The following is a 16,353-nucleotide window of genomic DNA, read 5'->3' as shown; positions in this document are numbered from 1 at the left end:
GCCTTGCGTGAAGGGCGGCCTTGCGTGAAGGGCAGCTTTGCGTGAAGGGCAGCTTTGCCTGAAGGGCAGGCAAGGCTGCCCTATCTTCTTCCTTTGAGAAGGCCACAGTGCTTTCCCACTCCCCTGACAGTCTTCTTACCTAACTTCCCTGTCCATGACGGGAAACCAGCAGGACAACGAACCGAAGCACAAGCGCGACCTGACCCGCCGCAAGGTCGTCGTGGCGGGTGCGGGCGCCGCCGTGGCCGTGGGCGGAGGCGCCGCCCTCGCCACGGGCGCCTTCGCGGGCGAGAAGAGCGGTACCGCCGCCTCCGCCTCTGCTTCCGCGAGCAGCAGTTCCTCCGCCGAGGCCTGCTACAGGCTCACCTCGGAGACCACCGAGGGTCCGTACTACATCGACGCCGACAAGCTGCGCCGGGACATCACCGAGGACAAGGAGGGCATCCCGCTCGTCCTGCACCTCAAGGTGATCGACTCCGAGACCTGCAAGCCGATCCGCAACGCGGCCGTGGACATCTGGCACTGCGACGCGCTCGGCATCTACTCGGGTTACGAGGCCATGTCCTCCGGTGGCGGCGGAGGTGTCCCCTCGGACGCGCCGAGCGACGGTGCCACTCCGTCCGGCACCCCCACGGGTGAGCCGCCGTCCGGCGCCCCCTCCGGCGGTACGGGTGGCTCGATCCACCAGGAGCCCACCGACGACGAGCGCTACCTGCGCGGCACCTGGCGGACCGACAAGCACGGCAAGGTCACCTTCAAGACCATCTTCCCGGGCTGGTACCAGGGCCGCTGTGTGCACATCCACACCAAGGTGCACGTCAACGGCGAGTGGACGGACGCCGGTTACGAGGGCGGCAACACCTGCCACACCGGCCAGTTCTTCTTCTCCGAGGAGTCCGTGCTGGCCTCCGCCGAGGTCGAGCCGTACTCCACCAGCACGACCACCCGTACGACGCTCACCGAGGACACCATCTACGACCAGTCCGGCACCACGGGCGGTCTCCTCAAGCTGAAGTACGACAAGAAGCACATCGCCAAGGGTGTTGTCGGTTCTCTCACGATGGGCGTCGACCCGGACGCGGAGAACGACAACACCACGCTGTGACACGGTGTGACGCGGTGATCGCGTGAGGCCGCCCAGGACCTTCAAGTCCTGGGCGGCCTTTGGCATGTGAGGCTGCGTCAGCTTGCCCGTCGCCGGGCCACGGACAGCGTCGCGGCGCCCGTACCGACGAGCACGAGGGCGGTCAGGCCCAGTACCGTCGCCCCGTGTCCGCCGCCGGTGTCCGGCAGGGGTGGCATGGGTGTCGGGGTCGGGGTCGGTGTGGGGGTCGGGTCCGGTGCCGCGATCCAGCGGTTGGTGACCAGGCAGTCGACGCCGCCCGCGGTGATCTCCACGGGGAAGGACACCGAGCCGTCCGTCTCGGTCGCCGTCGCCTCCGTACCGTCGCATTCCGCGCGCACGAACTCCCACGATCCCTCGGCCGTCGCGGGCGGCAGTTCTTCCGTCACGGTGTGGGCGCCGAGGGTGAACTCGCGCCACCGCACGGCGACGGGAGTGTCCTCGGCCGTGGTGGTCGCCGAGCCCAGGTCGCGGCCGTCCTCGTCGGTGAAGGCGAACGGTCCGCCCGTGCCACCGGTGGTCTGCTTGCGCAGCGCGAGCAGACCGACCGAACTACCGCTCTGGTTCTCGGCGTTGGTGTAGGTGCAGGTCACGGTGTCCCCGGCGGCCAGGTCCACGCTGCTGCGGCCGGTGACGAAGGTCCGCGTGGTGCTGGTGCCATCGGCCGACACACACGCGAGGTCCACCAGATGCCAGCCGTCCGGGACGTCCTCCGTGAACGACCAGGCCGGGTAGGCGTTGTCCTTGGTCGCCGAGCGGCGGAAGGACTGTTCGTCGGCGGCCCCGCCCGTCACGTCGAGGGTGAAGTCCGCGCTCTCGGTGTAGGAGATGCTGCCGCTGAAACCGAACGACTGGGTGGCGGTGCTGTCCTGGACCTCCTTGCGGACGACGATCGTCCCGGCGCCGGGATTGGGAGTCACCGCGTAGTAGAAGCAGAAGACGTGGGTGTACCCGGTCGGGTACGCGGCCCGGTCCACGTTGTCGTTGCGCTGGTGGTCGACCGCGCAGCGCAGCGCCCCGAAGGCGTACGTGTCGCCGAAGTCGGCCGTGTTGAGCGGGTCGGTGGGGGTGCCGCCCTGGATCTGGAGGCGGCGGTTGGTCGCCAGGGTCGAGTCGGTGGCGCCGAGTACGACCGTGACGGCGCCCTCGATCGTGTCGCCGGTCGCGTCGCCCTGGTCGTCGAGGAGCGCGGTCGAGGCCTCGGTGACGGGCTGGACGCCGGAGTCACTGGGCACGACCGTGGACAGCCCGTCGACCTCGGTGCTGATGCCCCGGCCCAGGGTGAACTTCCAGCCCGTCAGGGGGCGGCAGTCGGGGTCGTTGGCCTCCTCGATCGCCGCGTCGACGGGGTCGCCGACGGCGTACACCGAGTCCTTGCCCAGGTCGCGCAGGGACTGCTGATTGTTGTCCCTCGCGTTGTTGGCCATGATGTCGGTGTATTCGTCACAGACCCGGGCGGCGAGGGTGAGGCGCAGGCCGTCCGCCGCGCGGGGCGCGGGCGAGGGCGGGGTGGCCCGCGTGACGGGCGTTGCCGGCGCGGGGGCGGTTGGTGGTGCCGAGGCGCTGGGTGTCGGGGTGACCGACGGCGTCGCGGTGGCGGCGGCAGCGGCGGCCGCAGTGGCAGCGGCCGTAGGGCTCGCGGAACTCTCAGCCGACGGGCTCACGGAGGCTGAGGCCGAGGCCGAGGCGGTGGCTGAGGCCGAGGCGGTGGCTGAAGGTGACGCCCCGTCGGGTCCGGCGCCCGCGGGTACCGCGAACCACACCAGCGCCCAGGCGGCCAGCGCGAGGGCGATGACGTGCGGGGGTCTCGGTCGTCTGATCACATCGCACAGGTTGGGTGGACGCGCGCGCCGGGAGCCGTGAGCCACACCCGGACGGGGCCGATGATCAGCTGATTGTCGTAATGGGCCGTGCGGGGATTGCGGGCCGGGCGGGCACCAAAGTGCCAGGCACTCTTGTGCCGCCCCGAATCCGTTGTCCCGCCGGAGCGCCTGGCGCAGAGTCGTGGTCGTCGCCTTCGCCCATGTCCCGCATGTTCCGCATGTCCCGCATATTCCAGGAGGAGAAGAAGATGACCACCACCACGACCTCGAAGGTGCTGCGCGTCCGGCCCGCCGACCCCGCCGAGGCGCTCGCCCACTTCCGTGGCCGGCTCGCGTTCGAGGCGGACGTGTCCGATGTGCACGCGGACCTCGGTGGGGGCGAGAAGGGGTTCGTGCTGATCGACACGCGCAGTACGGAGTCCTGGGAGCAGGGGCACATCCCGGGTGCCGTGCATCTGCCGACCGATCAGATCGCCGAGCGGGCGGCCGAGGTGGTGCCCGCGGGCAGTGTCGTCGTCACCTACTGCTGGGGGCCCGGCTGCAACGGGGCGACCCGGGCCGCGTACGCCTTCGCTGAGCTCGGGTACCGGGTCAAGGAGATGCTGGGCGGCTTCGAGTACTGGTCCCGGGAGGGCTTCGAGGTCGAGGACACGGACGGGCTGCGCCGCCAGGCGATCGACCCGTTGACGGCTCCGGTCAGCGGGATCTCCTGCGCCTGCTGAGCCCCCGGAAGGCGGCCACGCGACTCGTGCGGGTCCTACAACAGCCCGTGTTCCACGGCCCGTTGCCCCAGCTGGAACCGGCTCTGCGCGTCCAGCTTCTCCATCAGTTCCGAGATGAGGCGGCGTTCGCTGCGCAGGGAGATGCCGAGGCGGCGGGCGGCGGCCTCGTCGGTGTAGCCCTGGGCGAGGAGGCGGAGGAGTTCGCGGGGCTGGGAGCCGGGGTCGTCGAGGCTGCGGCGGGGTGGTTCGCCGAAGGGGGCGGCGGTCGCCCACACCGCGTCGAACAGGGCGCAGAACGCCGCCACCGCACCGGGTTCGCGCAGCAGGACCGCGCCGAGGGAGCTGTCGGCGGGATCGATCGGCACGAGGGCGAGCTCCCTGTCGATGACCACCATCCGCATGGGCAGCGCGGGGACGGTCCGCAGTTCGCCGCCCCGCTCGGTCAGCCAGCGGGCGTGGTCCGTGCTGACCGTGTCGTTGCGGATGGAGTCCAGGTAGACGCCCTTGACGCTGACCCCGCGGTCGAGCGCCGGGAGAGTGATCGGCTCGCTGGCCCGGAACTGGGCCGCGGGCTGCGGGCCGCCGGGGTTGAAGCTGACGGTCTCCGTGCGGGCCTCGGCGGTCAGTTCGGTGAGCTTGGCGCGTACGGCCTCGACACCGAGGAGCCGTTCCGTGCCCTGCTGGTGGTCGGACGGGTCCGGCTGGAGCGCGGCGTACTGCGACAGCAGCGCGTCGGCGGCGGCCTGGCTCTCGGCGAGCGCGTGCTGCCGTCGGGCGATCTCGGCCTGCTCATGGGCGAGCAGGGAGTCGAGCGCGGCCTTGGGGTCGACCACGCGGAGCCGGCCGTCGGTCTGCCAGGTGGGCGCCAGCAGCGAGAGCCGGGTCAGTTCCTGGAGCTCCTCGCGGATGTCGTCCTCGATGCGGCCGCCCAGCTCGGCGCCCAGTTCGGCGGCCAGTTCTGCGGCGGCACCGAGGACGGTCAGCCCCGGCCGCTTCAGCAGCACCCGGTACAGACGGTCGGCCCGCTCGGTCAGCCCCAGAGAAACCAGCACCCGATCCCCCCGGATCCGTTCACGTTCACGGCATGCGGGGGGATTGTGCCGTCAGGACCGCGCCCACGACAAGCCTGTCCGATCGGCGGACACGCGGGTCAGGAGAGGCCATGGCCACCTCACAGGATCCGTACAGACACCTCGACGGCTCCCCACAGCGGCCGGGGTTCTGATGGGTGATGGGACACCGCAAGCGCTGGAGGAAGCGATGGGTTACGTCGTACTCGCACTGTTGCTGATCGTCGGAGCGGCCGTTGCCGTCGTCGCACAGCGGCGGCAGGGCGGGCGTCGGGAGCCTGTACTGGAGTCCGCAGCTCAGCCAGCCCCCGTGGCTGTCGCTGCCCCCGTCGCCCCACCCGCCCTCACCCCCGCCGTCCCGCCCGCCCTCGTCCCCGGCCCCCGTACCGAGGCCGAGCGGTGGGTCGAGCGGCTCGGGGCGGGGCTGGCCGGGATCGACGCGGCCGGGGACGGGGCGGCCGTGCTGGCGCTCGCCGACGCGACCGAGCGGTATCGGGCCGCGAAGGGGGAGCTCGCCGGAGGGCGGTACGGGAGTGCCGAGGCGGTCGCCGTCGAGGGGCTGTACTACGTGCGCGGCGCCCGTGTCGTCCTCGGGCTCGATCCGGGGCCGGCGCTGCCCGCCCTCGGTACGCCCGCCGTCACCGCCCGGGACGGCCGGGTCATCGTGGCGGACCGGACGTACACCGTGTCCAACCGCTGGCGGGGCGGGGTGACGCCGTACTACTACGCGGGCGGTGTGGTCGACGGGCGCCGGGTTCCGGGCGGCTGGTACAGCTCGCCCTGGTGGAACCCGGCGCTGGCGGCGGCCTGAGGGGGGAACTCCCTTCCTAGGAAAGGGACTTGTAGCTTCCGAAGCCCGTGGCGATCTTCACGCGCCCCCCGAACGACCCCTTCCCGTCACCGCTGTTGCGGTACAGGTTCCCGCTGGTGTCGCGCGACACGATGTCCGCCTTGCCGTCGTCGGTGATGTCCCCGACGCCGACGACGACGTTGTACGAGCCGCCCCACGCCGAGAACAGCTTCACGCGGGCCTTGAAGGTGCCGTCGCCCTTGCCGTCGTAGCGGTACAGGACGTTGGACTTGTCCTGGGCCAGCAGGTCCCCGATCCCGTCGCCGTTGAGGTCTCCGGCGCCGATGATCTTCTTGTAGCCCTTCCAGTTGTCGTAGAGCTTCACGCGGGACGACAGCTTGCCGGTGCTGGTGCCCTTGTAGAGGTAGACCGTGCCCGTGGAGGAGTTGCGGGCGATCAGGTCCGGGCGGCCGTCGCCGGACACGTCGCCCGGGGCGGTCAGGACGTCGTACTGGGTCCAGCCGCCGGTGCCGAGGGTCGTGTACGACGTCGACGGCTTGACCGTGCTGTCGCAGCCGGGCTTGTACAGGCGCAGGGCGCCGGAGGTGTAGCGGACCAGGACGTCGTTGCAGCGGTCGCCGCTCAGGTCGCCGATGGGGATCGCCTTGACGGTCGTCGCCCAGCCGGTGCCGGTGAACTTCTCGCTGAACTTGCCGGTGCCCGTGCCCTGGTGGAAGGTCAGGCCGCCGGAGGAGTTCAGGGTGAGCAGGTCGCCGCGGCCGTCGGGGCCGTCGATGCTGATGTGGTCGTGGCGTACCGCGGCGCCGCGGGCCAGGAAGCCCTCGCCGGACGCCACCGTGACCGGTGCCGTGGTGCCCAGGCCGGTCCCCCGCAGGGTCCACTTGAACTCGCCGTTGGGGAAGTAGCCTCCGCTCGACGTCTTGCCGTTCCAGTTCGCGTGCACCTGGGCCGGGGTGGCACCGCCGGTGATCGTGCGGGTCGCCTTGCCGGTCGCGCCGCTCTGGACCGAGGTGAAGGTCAGCGACCAGGAGGTGAGCGGGCGGGACACGGTCCACTGGCCGGTCCAGGCCGTCGAGGAGCCCGGCTCCGCATAGCTGTCGGCGGCCTCCGTGCGGAAGACCGTCGGCGCCGACGGAGTGACCCCGGTCGTGGCGACGTGCGTCTGCTCCAGCTTGTCGAACCAGGCGACCAGGCCCGTGTACTCGTCGACCGTCCACCGGAAGCGGCGGTCCACGGCGAGACCCGAGTCGGGCAGGCCCGAGGCGATCACGCGGGTGGTGCCGTCGGAGGCGTCGGTGAGGACCAGCCGGTCGGCGTCGTGGTCGTGGCGGACCGTGAAGCCGTCGCCGAGGAGGACGTCACCGGGCTGCACGGCGACCGACGCGGCGGCCTTGGTGTCGTACACGCCCGCCGAGGTGCCGCAGGACCAGTACACCCAGCGCCCCGCCGCCTGCAGCTCGCTCGGCACACAGCCGAGCCCCGGGACGTCCACCGTGGCGGTGGTCTTCTTGGTGACCAGGTCGTACGCGGTGAGGCGGCCCGCGGTCGACGTGGCGCTCCAGAGCGTCGAGCCGTTGAGGGCCGCCGCGCGGACCGAGCGCTTCAGCAGTTGGCTGTAGCCGAACTCGCCGACGTACTGCGCCGGGGCCGAGCCGCCGGAGTTGTACACCGCGTAGTTGTCGGAGACGTCGACGATCGCGCCGCCCTCGGTGCCGAAGCTCAGCTTCTGGCTGGACCACTCGTCGCCGATGGCGACCAGCTGGTCCGTGTGCTCCAGTCCGCTGCCGTCCGCGCCGTCGTCGTAGAACGTGTTCATGTACACGTCCTCGGGGGCCGTTCCGTAGTTGCCCCACAGCGCCGAGCAGGTCGTGTTCGCGTACGGGCAGACGGTGCCGACCGAGTCGCCCTCCGTGGCGGCGGACGCGGTCAGCTCGGTGCTGCCGTTCGTGGTGAGCGTGCGGAACGACGTCGTGTCCGAGGTGCTGGACTTGCTGTCCTCGGCGACGCGCAGGCTGCCGCGGCTGAGGGCGAGACCGGTCTTGGTGTTCTCGTACGGGGCGACCTTGGTCAGCTTCGTCAGCCGCGGGGCGCCGTCGGAGCCGAGGCTCACGCGCTGCACCCACCAGTCGGCCGACGTGGTGCCGCCGGTGACGAGGGCGCCGCCGTCGGGGGTGGCCAGCGGTGAGCCGTACGAGCCGGCCACCAGGGTTTTCTTCGTTCCGTCGGTCAGGGAGACGGCCTTGACCCCGGGGGAGTTGACCAGGACCAGCCAGTCGCCGACGAGGACGGGCAGGGGGCTGACCGTGACCTCCTCGCCGGGCACCGGGACGGTCTCCTCGGCCGTGAGGTCGCCGCGCGGCTTGAGGTGCAGACCGGCGGCCTGGGTGTACCAGCCGACGCGGTCGGCGGTGAGGACGGGCTCCGGCACGGTCTCGTCGGACAGACCGGTGAAGACCGGGGTGAGCCGCGCGTCGGCGAAGTCGAGGTAACCGATGGTGTACCGGGTGAAGTCGCCGTTCTCGTCGGCCTCCGGATACGTCAGCAGAGCGCCGTTCTCGTCACCGGTGCGCGCGTTGTTCCACTCCCAGAACACGTCGGCCGGATACCCGGTGACGACCCGGTCGCGCTGCTCGCCGTCGACGAGATCGACGAGGTGCAGCACATGGCCGTCCAGCTGCCCGGCGTCGACGATGCCGTTGAACTCGACGGTGACGGTCGTCTCGCCGTAGGTGCCCACGCGGTCGGCCGACTGGCGCAGGTCGAGGGTGCGCAGGGCACTGCCGTCCGGGCGCCACAGCGACACCGGGTCGCCGCCGTCGGTCGTGTTCGGCAGCGCCACCGTGTCGGTGGACTGGCCGAAGACGCCCGAGGCGCAGCGGGTCTCGATGCCGTAGCAACTGCTGGTGGTCGGCGAGTAGACGCCGGACGGCCCCTTGACGGTGACGGTGCCGCCGTCGTCGTAGTCGGTCCAGAGCAGGCCCGTGACGCCGGCCTGCCGGTGCAGGAAGCCGGTCTCGCCCGCCGCGAGCAGCCGGTCGACGCGCCGCAGGTCGGTGTTGGGGTCGTCCAGGACGATCTCGGTCGTCGAGGCGGCTGTGGCAGCCTCCGCGGAGTCGCTCCCCTCCGCCAGAACCACGACGGACACGGCCGCGACGGCGACCGCGAGTGAGGAGGCGGCGGCGGCGAGACCGCCCCGTCTCAGGGCGTGTCTGCCCACGTAAGTTGTCCCTCCCGCCACGAGGGCCCCCTGCCCTCGCACAAGTGGCCGGATATTACCAAGAGTTCTTAAAGTCGCTTAACCCGTCTCACAGCGGGCGCACAGTCTGTTCCCCGAACGTTCTCCCATGACGTCAACAGCCGTTCACCAGCTGGTTCTTGTCGCCTCGGACCTCGTCGCCGTAGCGGTGCTCGTCTTCGGCGTGTACTTCCCGCGCCACCACCGCCGCGACCTGGTCGCCGCGTTCCTCGGCGTCAACGTCGGCGTGCTGGCGGTGGCGATGACGCTCAGTTCGGCGAGCGTCGGAATCGGCCTGGGGATGGGCCTGTTCGGTGTGCTGTCGATCATCCGGCTGCGGTCGTACGAGATCTCGCAGCACGAGATCGCCTACTACTTCTCCGCCCTCGCCATCGGCCTCCTCGGCGGTCTGCCGACCGAGGCGAACCCGCTGACCTCGGCGATGACGGTCCTGATCGTCGCCGTGATGTACGTCGGCGACCACCCCCGCCTCTTCCCCCGCCACCGCCAGCGCAGCCTGCGCCTCGACACCGCCTACACCGACGACGACGCCCTGCGTACGTATCTGGAGATGCTGCTCGGCGGCAAGGTCGTGAACCTGACGGTCCGCAGCGTGGACCTCGTCAACGACACCACCCAGGTCGAGGTCCGCTACATCGTCTCCGGCACCCCCGTCCCCCAGGAGGCCGGCACCCCCGCCGACGACGGAGTCCGGGCATGACCGCCCCGGCCTCCCTCGACACGGCGGTGGGCCTGCTCCGCCCCGTCGGCCTCGACGAACTCCCGCCCCTGCTCACCCGACTCGACCGCAAGTACGTCCTCCCGCCCGCCGATCTGCCCCTGCTGCTCGGCGGACTCGACGAGGAGGTGCGGGCCCTGGAGATCGACGGCGAGCGGCAGTTCGGGTATTCCTCCCTCTATTACGACACTCCGGGCCTGGACGCCTACCGCGGCGCCGCCCGGCAGCGCCGCCGCCGTTTCAAGCTCCGGATCCGCACCTACCTGGACTCCGGCGCACGCTTCGTCGAGGTCAAGACCCGCGGCCCGCGCGGCATCACCGTCAAGCACCGCATGCCGTACGACGGCGACCCGCACCGCCTCTCCCCCGCCGCCCGCGCCTACGCCGACACCGTGCTCGCCGGCGCCGGCATCGACGTACGGCATCTCCCCTTCCACCCGGCCCTGACCACGACGTACCGCCGCACCACCCTCTACCTCCCGGCCTCCGACAGCCGCCTCACCGTCGACACCGGCCTGACCTGGTCCCTCCCCGACGGCACCGGCGAGCTCCACGCCCCCGACCGGGCCGTCGTCGAGACCAAGGCGGGCCGCGCCGGTTCGGGTGCCGACCGGCTGCTGTGGTCGCTGCGGCACCGGCCCTGCCCGGTGTCCAAGTACGGCACCGGGCTCGCCGCACTCCGTCCCGAACTGCCCGCCAACCGTTGGCTGCCGGTGCTGCGCCGGCATTTTCCGACCGCGCTCGATGGGAGTCCCGCATGAGCAGACGTCTGCGTACGAGGGCCGTGGGTGCCGTCGCCTCGGCGGTGCTGGGGGCGGCGGCGCTGGCCGGGTGCTCGTCCGACGGGTCGGAGGGGGAGGCCGACGGCTCTTCCTCGTCGTCCTCGTCGGCGAGTTCGGGGCCCTCCGTCGACGGTGCGCAGGACGCCGCCGCCGTGCTCGCCGCCAACAAGAAGGCGCATGACGGGGAGTTCGATGTCGAGGGTGCCGAGGACGTCCAGCTCGACGGGAAGACCGTCAACCTCACCGAGGGCGGGGCGTACCGGCTCAGCGGCAAGCTGTCCGACGGGCAGGTCGTCGTCAACGCGCCTGGTCAGACCGTGACGTTGATCCTCGACGGCGTCGACATCGCCAGTTCTTCCGGGGCGGCGATCGCGGCGACCTCGGTGGAGGAGCTGGTGGTCGTGCTCGCCGACGGGAGCTCGAACTCGCTGTCCGACGCCGACTCCTATGCCGAGGACGCGGAGGCTGACGCCGCCCTCTTCAGCGCCGGGGACCTGACGATCGGGGGCGGCGGCAAGCTCACCGTGCGCGGCAACGGCAACGACGGCATCGCCAGCAAGGACGGCCTGGTGATCGTGTCCGGCACGGTCGTGGTCGACGCGGCCGACGACGGCGTACGCGGCAAGGACTACCTCGTGGTGAAGGGCGGTTCCGTGACGGTGACCGCGGGCGGCGACGGACTCAAGGCGGACAACTCCGAGGACACGGACGCCGGTTACCTCGCCCTCTCCGCCGGGACCGTGAAGGTGACCGCGGCGGGGGACGGCGTCGACGTGGCCACCGACCTCGTGGTCACCGGGGGCACGCTCGACGTCACCGCGAAGGCGACCGACGACTCCTCGGCGCACGCCCTCAAGTCCGGTGTCATCACTGTCCTGGAGAAGGGGACCGTGGACGTCGACGCCTCCGCCGACGGGGTGCACAGTGACGCGGCCGTGCATCTGGGCGGGGCGAAGGTGACGGTGGCGGCGGGGGACGACGGGGTGCACGCCGAGGGTGATCTGGTCGTCAGTGGTGGGGCGGTGGAGGTGACCCGGTCGAACGAGGGGCTTGAGGGCAAGGACATCACCGTGTCCGGGGGCTCCACGAAGGTGACCTCGGGGGACGACGGGGTCAACGCGTCCGGATCCACGGCGAGTTCGGATCAGCAGGAGGGCGGGGGCGGCGGACCCGGGGGTGGTGGCGGTCCCGGTGGTGGTGCGGGTGGCGGCGGTGGGGGTGGCGAGTCCGTCGGGGACTACACCCTCAAGGTCACCGGCGGCACCCTCGTCATCGACTCGGACGGCGACGGCTTCGACTCCAACGGCACCGCCGAGATCACCGGCGGCACCCTCGTCGTCAACGGCCCGGAGATGGGCGGCAACGGGGCGCTCGACGTCAACGGCAGCTTCACCGTGAGCGGCGGGGTGCTGCTCGCGGCGGGCAGCGCGGGGATGGCGGTCGCGCCGGACGAGGAGTCCGGTCAGGGCTGGCTGTCGGCGACCCTCGACTCGACGGTCGCGGCGGGGACGACCCTGCATGTCGTCGACTCCGACGGCGAGGTGGTGGCGTCGTACGTCACCTCGAAGGCGATCCAGAACGTCGTCTACTCGGCGTCGGGGATCAAGAGCGGGGAGAAGTACCGGATCTTCTCCGGAGGCACGGCGTCGGGGACGGACACCGGCGGCATGTACGCGGCGGGCGATCTCGACGGGGCCGACGAGATCGCCACGGTCACGGCGGGCGACGCCCCCGAAGGAGGCTTCGGGGGCGGCCCGCGCAGGTAGTGCTAGGGCGTGATCCGCCGGACAGGCCTAGCGGGCCACGTACTGGGTGAGGATCGCCTGCACCTCGTAGATGTCGACGCCCTTGGTGAAGGTCTTCTGGATCGGCACGGAGTTGCCGGAGACCCAGATCTTCAGCTCGGCGTCGAGGTCGAAGGTGCCGGCGGTCTCCACCGCGAAGTGCGTGATGCTGCGGTACGGGATCGAGTGGTACTCGACCTTCTTGCCGGTGATGCCCTGCTTGTCGACCAGGATCAGCCGACGGTCCGTGAACATGATGACGTCGCGCACCAGCTGGTACGCCGCCTGCACCCCCTCACCGGAGCCGAGCAGCTTGGCGAAGTCCGAGGCCGCCTGGCCCGGGTCGATGGTGTGCGCGTTGCCGAAAAGTGCCATGGATGAAACCCCCCACTCGTGACCACTGGTGATCTTCAGTGATCTTCGGGCCTGTATAGCGCTTTGTGGGGGTGTCTGCCTAGATCAAATGATGAACTGGTGGCGAACCCGCGTTGATCCCGTGTGCGTCATGTGTCGTAACTCCCGTCCCAGGGCGGCCCGAAGCCCAGATTGTCCGGATGCAGCTCGGCCCAGGGCTCGCCCTCGTCCTCGCCGGTCACCAGACCGAACAGGACGCCGTCCACGGTGAGTTGGAAGGGGCGTACGGCTATGTCGGTGTAGGTGCGCCGCGGGAGGCTCCGCAACAGGGTCGCCAGATGGGCCCGTGCCCGTCCCACCACGGCGCCGTCGCGCTGCTGCTCGGCCCAGGTGCCGGCGCACCAGATCTCGGAGTCGCGGTGGTTGCCCTCCGCGTCGAAGGTGTGCAGGACCGAGTAGAGCCGCTTGCGCTGCTCCCAGCCGTTGTCCAGCTGGAACCCCTTGGGGAAGCCGTAGGCGACCGACCCCAGGAACTGCCCTTCCGCATAAAGCCCGATGGCCTCGGTACGGCCGTGCGGCTCGTAGGCGATCGGGATGATCCCAGGTACTGCCATGGCGCAAACCATACGTATCTTCTCTGGCAAGTTCCGCCCCCCATCCACCAGTTGAACACCGATCAGCCGAAATTTTTACGGCAACCTTTTGGATCTCCACGACGACAGAGGTGATGCAACTACCCCCCTGAGTACGTAAGGACTCCTCCGTGGCCGCTGCTCCCACCCACCGCCGGTCCCTCCGCAAGCGCCGTACCCTCGTCGTCTCCGCCGCCGTGGTGGCGGCCGGTGTCGGCGCGGGCGTCGTCGTGCTGAACGCGAACGCCGGGACCGTAGACCTGTACCACGCGACCCTCGCGGCCAAGGACGGCTGGGCGTCCTCGGGTGCGGGCACGACCGGCGGCACGAAGGCGGATTCGGCACACACCTTCACGGTCTCCACCCGCGCCCAGCTGGTGAAGGCGCTGGGTTCGGCGTCCGACACGACGCCCCGGATCATCAAGATCAAGGGCACGATCGACGCCAACACGGACGACGCGGGCAAGAAGCTGACGTGCGCGGACTACGCGTCGGGCACGGGCTACGCGCTGTCGTCGTACCTGAAGGCCTACGACCCGTCGACGTACGGCCGTTCCAAGCTCCCCTCCGGTACCCAGGAGAAGGCCCGCGCCGCCGCGGCGGCCAAGCAGGCGAAGAACATCGTCTTCAAGGTCCCCGCGAACACGTCGATCGTCGGCGTCCCGGGTTCGGGGGCGGGCATCACGGGCGGCATGCTCCAGATCCAGAACGTCGACAACGTCATCGTCCGCAACCTCGCCTTCTCCGCCACCGAGGACTGCTTCCCGCAGTGGGACCCCACGGACGGCGACGACGGCAACTGGAACTCGAACTACGACTCCGTGACCCTGCGCGGCGCGACGCACGTCTGGGCGGACCACAACACGTTCACGGACGCCCCGCACCTCGACTCGGCGAACCCCAAGTACTACGGCCGCGAGTACCAGATCCACGACGGGGCGCTCGACATCACGAAGAGCTCGGACCTGGTGACGGTGGAGAGGAACGTCTTCTCCAACCACGACAAGACGACCCTCATCGGCAGCAGCGACAGCGAGCCCGCGGGCAAGCTGCGCGTCTCGATCCACCACAACGTCTACAAGGGCATCATCCAGCGCGCCCCGCTCTCCCGGGTCGGCCAGGTCCACATCTACAACAACTACTACGACGTGACGCCGCTCAACGGCTACGCGGTGCAGTACAGCATCAACTCCCGTGCCAAAGCCCAGGTGGTGGCGGAGAACAACTACTGGAAGGTCCCGTCGAGCGTCAAGGTGGCGAAGCTGCTCAGCGGCGACGGCACGGGTTCGGTGAAGGCCTCCGGCAACCTGGTGAACGGCACGGTGACGGACCTGGTCGCCGCGTACAACGCCGCGTCGTCGAAGGACCTGAAGACGACGGTGAACTGGACACCGACGCTCACGGCGGGCCTGGAGTCGGGGTCGGCGGTGAAGAACCTGCCGACGTCGCTGGGGAGTTCGGCGGGGGCGGGCGTCCTGAAGTAAGGCATGTGGAGGGGGCTCGGGGACTACTGACCCCGGGCCACCGCTGCGAACACATTCCGCTCCACCACATCGGTGAGTACGAGGGCGGCGGCCCGGAAGTCGGCCTCGTCGTGGAGAACGACGAGGCCGTGGTGCGCGGCTGTGGCACAGACCAGCCAGTCCACCGTGGACAGACTCTGGTGCTGTCCGCGCTGGGCGAGCCGGTACTGGGCTGCCTCGATCCAACGCCAGGCCCCCTTGGGGACCGGGACGTCCGGGTACAGGTCGGCGAACATCTGCGTCATGTGGTCGAACTCGTCGAGGCCGCGAGCCGACTGCAGGAACTCCGTCCGCTGTGCCGCGCATGACCCGATCGCGCCTTCGTCGATCTCATGGGCCCAGAGGTCGTTGAGCTTCCGGTCGCGCTGAAGCCGCCAGACGGCGGTGGATTCGGCAAGGTAGCGGATCACGGTCAGGCGATGTCCTTGTCCGCGCGGTCGCCGCTCAGATGGCCCTTTTCCGCTTCGTGCCGAGCCCAGAACCCGGCGTCGTCCCACTGCTGGGCCCGTTCCAGATGGCGCAGCCGGGCCTCGGTACGCCGACGACGCTCGGCGTACTCCCGAAGTGCCAGGTTGACCATCTCCTTCTTGGTCCTGGCGTTGGACAGCCTCATCGCCTCCGCGAGGGCGTCGTCGTCGATGTCGATCTGAGTGGCAGACATGGGACACCTCCCTAGCATGTGCTTCATACAAAGGTACCCCATGCTCCATACATCACTCGGGGGCGTCAGAGGTGCTGTCATGGCGCTCACGTTGATCGGCTCGACAGCCGCGGCAGCGGCCGGGTTCCGGAGCGCGGAAGGGACGCTCGCAGCCGTCGCAGGTCTGGAGGCGGGGCCGGGAGCCAGGCGGCTGCGGGGCCGGGGGCCGGACTGGAGGCAGGGGCGGGAGCTGGGCGGCCAGGCGGTGGGCGAGGAAGGCCGCCGGGCGGATCAGGGGTTCGTTCGGCAGGTTCTCGGTCAGGGCGTGGCGTACGGCGGTGGGGGCGACGTCGCGCTCCAGCCAGGCGGCGACGCCAGGGGCAAGGTGTTCGGCGTCGGTGGCGGAGAGGAGCAAGCGGGGGTCGCGGCGGCGGAGGCCGGCGAGGACGTCGATGGCGGTCTGGAGGAGGGCGGGGTGGGGGTGTGAGGGCTGGGGTACGGCGGGGAGGCGCTTGCGTGGGGGTGGCTTGTCCGGGGTCGACGCGCGTCGGGCGGGCCGCTTGTCGGAGGGCTCGGACGGGGCCGCCCGGTGTCCTGGCCTGTTGCAGGAGACCGTGCGGGTGACGATCCGGCCGGTGGGGGTGCGCTCGCGGGTGCGGCGCAGGTAGCCGTGGGTTTCGAGCTCGCGCAGGGCGGCGGCGATACGGGTGGGGCCTTCGGGGAAGCGGTCGGCGAGGGTTTTGATGTCTACGGCGGTGCCCTGTCGCACCGACTGGATGTAGCAGCCCAGGCCGATGGCGAGACCAGAGAGCTCGCGGTGCTGGATGAGGTCGTTGCCGATCACCGTGAAGTTCTCGGTGTGGCGGGCGTTGTCGTGGATGACGCCGGAGTGCGGTTGCCCGTGGGGGTGGTTTTTGCCCGCGATACGGGACTGGGCGCGCGAGGGCGCGTTAGTGTTTTCGGTGTCCATCAGGAAGCGCCTACTTCCTCGGTGGTCAGGCCCCCGCACTGGGATCGCTAGTCCCGGCGGGGGCCGTCGCATGTTTGCGGTTGTGTCGCGTTGCTCGCGCTGAGCGTAGGGCAGGCAACCGGTCCCAAATCCAGCTGAGTTGGGC

Annotated in this window: 15 protein-coding genes; 7 read left to right on the top strand and 8 right to left on the bottom strand. The window is 70.4% G+C overall.

Annotation, left to right across the window (positions count from 1 at the left end; all coding sequences use genetic code 11):
• Positions 1-154: 154 nt before the first annotated feature.
• Complete coding sequence (locus tag ABZ928_RS11160; RefSeq protein ID WP_361516991.1) at positions 155-1,105, top strand: intradiol ring-cleavage dioxygenase; 951 nt, start codon at positions 155-157, stop codon at positions 1,103-1,105.
• 77 nt (positions 1,106-1,182) lie between these two features.
• Here ABZ928_RS11160 and ABZ928_RS11155 read toward each other — a convergent pair whose 3' ends face one another.
• Positions 1,183-2,946 (bottom strand): hypothetical protein, encoded by a 1,764-nt coding sequence (locus ABZ928_RS11155; RefSeq protein WP_361516990.1) that lies wholly within the window; start codon positions 2,944-2,946, stop codon positions 1,183-1,185.
• Positions 2,947-3,164: 218 nt separating this feature from the next.
• On the opposite strand from ABZ928_RS11155, the gene ABZ928_RS11150 reads away from it, so the two are divergent.
• Positions 3,165-3,668, top strand: coding sequence for a rhodanese-like domain-containing protein (locus ABZ928_RS11150; protein ID WP_361516988.1), 504 nt, complete (start codon positions 3,165-3,167; stop codon positions 3,666-3,668).
• Between the two features lie 35 nt (positions 3,669-3,703).
• Here the strand turns inward: ABZ928_RS11150 and ABZ928_RS11145 are convergent, their stop codons facing one another.
• Positions 3,704-4,720, bottom strand: coding sequence for a helix-turn-helix transcriptional regulator (locus ABZ928_RS11145; protein WP_361516986.1), 1,017 nt, complete (start codon positions 4,718-4,720; stop codon positions 3,704-3,706).
• Between the two features lie 208 nt (positions 4,721-4,928).
• Between ABZ928_RS11145 and ABZ928_RS11140 the strand changes: the two genes are divergently transcribed.
• Positions 4,929-5,549, top strand: coding sequence for a hypothetical protein (locus ABZ928_RS11140; protein ID WP_361516984.1), 621 nt, complete (start codon positions 4,929-4,931; stop codon positions 5,547-5,549).
• A gap of 16 nt (positions 5,550-5,565) precedes the next feature.
• Here the strand turns inward: ABZ928_RS11140 and ABZ928_RS11135 are convergent, their stop codons facing one another.
• A complete protein-coding gene (locus ABZ928_RS11135; RefSeq protein ID WP_361516982.1) occupies positions 5,566-8,766 on the bottom strand; it encodes a VCBS repeat-containing protein in 3,201 nt (1,066 codons plus the stop codon).
• Positions 8,767-8,893: 127 nt separating this feature from the next.
• On the opposite strand from ABZ928_RS11135, the gene ABZ928_RS11130 reads away from it, so the two are divergent.
• Genes ABZ928_RS11130 through ABZ928_RS11120 form a run of 3 tightly spaced genes read left to right on the top strand, consistent with a single transcriptional unit; the run spans position 8,894 to position 12,071 of the window.
• Positions 8,894-9,505 carry a DUF4956 domain-containing protein gene (locus ABZ928_RS11130; RefSeq protein ID WP_361516981.1) on the top strand — a complete coding sequence of 204 codons (612 nt, stop codon included), beginning with the start codon at positions 8,894-8,896 and terminating at the stop codon, positions 9,503-9,505.
• A complete protein-coding gene (locus ABZ928_RS11125; protein ID WP_361516979.1) occupies positions 9,502-10,284 on the top strand; it encodes a VTC domain-containing protein in 783 nt (260 codons plus the stop codon). The genes ABZ928_RS11130 and ABZ928_RS11125 overlap by 4 nt, the downstream gene beginning before the upstream one ends.
• Positions 10,281-12,071, top strand: coding sequence for a carbohydrate-binding domain-containing protein (locus ABZ928_RS11120; protein ID WP_361516978.1), 1,791 nt, complete (start codon positions 10,281-10,283; stop codon positions 12,069-12,071). Before ABZ928_RS11125 ends, ABZ928_RS11120 begins: the two co-directional genes overlap by 4 nt.
• Positions 12,072-12,098: 27 nt before the next feature.
• Here the strand turns inward: ABZ928_RS11120 and ABZ928_RS11115 are convergent, their stop codons facing one another.
• Positions 12,099-12,464 carry a PH domain-containing protein gene (locus ABZ928_RS11115; protein WP_361516976.1) on the bottom strand — a complete coding sequence of 122 codons (366 nt, stop codon included), beginning with the start codon at positions 12,462-12,464 and terminating at the stop codon, positions 12,099-12,101.
• A 128-nt stretch (positions 12,465-12,592) separates the two neighbouring features.
• Positions 12,593-13,057 (bottom strand): hypothetical protein, encoded by a 465-nt coding sequence (locus ABZ928_RS11110; RefSeq protein WP_361516974.1) that lies wholly within the window; start codon positions 13,055-13,057, stop codon positions 12,593-12,595.
• A gap of 149 nt (positions 13,058-13,206) precedes the next feature.
• Between ABZ928_RS11110 and ABZ928_RS11105 the strand changes: the two genes are divergently transcribed.
• On the top strand, positions 13,207-14,559 hold the full coding sequence (locus ABZ928_RS11105; RefSeq protein ID WP_361516972.1) for a polysaccharide lyase family 1 protein: 1,353 nt from the start codon (positions 13,207-13,209) through the stop codon (positions 14,557-14,559).
• Positions 14,560-14,582: 23 nt separating this feature from the next.
• Here ABZ928_RS11105 and ABZ928_RS11100 read toward each other — a convergent pair whose 3' ends face one another.
• Genes ABZ928_RS11100 through ABZ928_RS11090 form a run of 3 tightly spaced genes read right to left on the bottom strand, consistent with a single transcriptional unit; the run spans position 14,583 to position 16,208 of the window.
• Positions 14,583-15,008 (bottom strand): VapC toxin family PIN domain ribonuclease, encoded by a 426-nt coding sequence (locus ABZ928_RS11100; protein ID WP_361516971.1) that lies wholly within the window; start codon positions 15,006-15,008, stop codon positions 14,583-14,585.
• A 2-nt stretch (positions 15,009-15,010) separates the two neighbouring features.
• Positions 15,011-15,259, bottom strand: coding sequence for a type II toxin-antitoxin system VapB family antitoxin (locus ABZ928_RS11095; RefSeq protein WP_361516969.1), 249 nt, complete (start codon positions 15,257-15,259; stop codon positions 15,011-15,013).
• Between the two features lie 52 nt (positions 15,260-15,311).
• The gene (locus tag ABZ928_RS11090) at positions 15,312-16,208 is read right to left on the bottom strand and encodes a helix-turn-helix domain-containing protein (RefSeq protein WP_361516967.1); all 897 of its coding nucleotides are present in this window, start codon (positions 16,206-16,208) and stop codon (positions 15,312-15,314) included.
• Between the last annotated feature and the right edge of the window lie 145 nt (positions 16,209-16,353).

It is taken from the genome of Streptomyces sp. NPDC046909, from assembly GCF_040644695.1.
Lineage (GTDB): Bacteria > Actinomycetota > Actinomycetes > Streptomycetales > Streptomycetaceae > Streptomyces.
The sequence above is the reverse complement of the archived record's forward strand: the minus strand, read 5'-3'. Positions and strand labels throughout refer to the sequence as shown.

Coding starts and splice junctions, on each gene's coding strand:
- ABZ928_RS11160 (WP_361516991.1), top strand. CDS start 155: ATGACGGGAAACCAGCAGGACAACGAACCGAAGCACAAGCGCGACCTG.
- ABZ928_RS11150 (WP_361516988.1), top strand. CDS start 3,165: ATGTCCCGCATATTCCAGGAGGAGAAGAAGATGACCACCACCACGACC.
- ABZ928_RS11140 (WP_361516984.1), top strand. CDS start 4,929: ATGGGTTACGTCGTACTCGCACTGTTGCTGATCGTCGGAGCGGCCGTT.
- ABZ928_RS11130 (WP_361516981.1), top strand. CDS start 8,894: ATGACGTCAACAGCCGTTCACCAGCTGGTTCTTGTCGCCTCGGACCTC.
- ABZ928_RS11125 (WP_361516979.1), top strand. CDS start 9,502: ATGACCGCCCCGGCCTCCCTCGACACGGCGGTGGGCCTGCTCCGCCCC.
- ABZ928_RS11120 (WP_361516978.1), top strand. CDS start 10,281: ATGAGCAGACGTCTGCGTACGAGGGCCGTGGGTGCCGTCGCCTCGGCG.
- ABZ928_RS11115 (WP_361516976.1), bottom strand. CDS start 12,464: ATGGCACTTTTCGGCAACGCGCACACCATCGACCCGGGCCAGGCGGCC.
- ABZ928_RS11110 (WP_361516974.1), bottom strand. CDS start 13,057: ATGGCAGTACCTGGGATCATCCCGATCGCCTACGAGCCGCACGGCCGT.
- ABZ928_RS11095 (WP_361516969.1), bottom strand. CDS start 15,259: ATGTCTGCCACTCAGATCGACATCGACGACGACGCCCTCGCGGAGGCG.
- ABZ928_RS11090 (WP_361516967.1), bottom strand. CDS start 16,208: ATGGACACCGAAAACACTAACGCGCCCTCGCGCGCCCAGTCCCGTATC.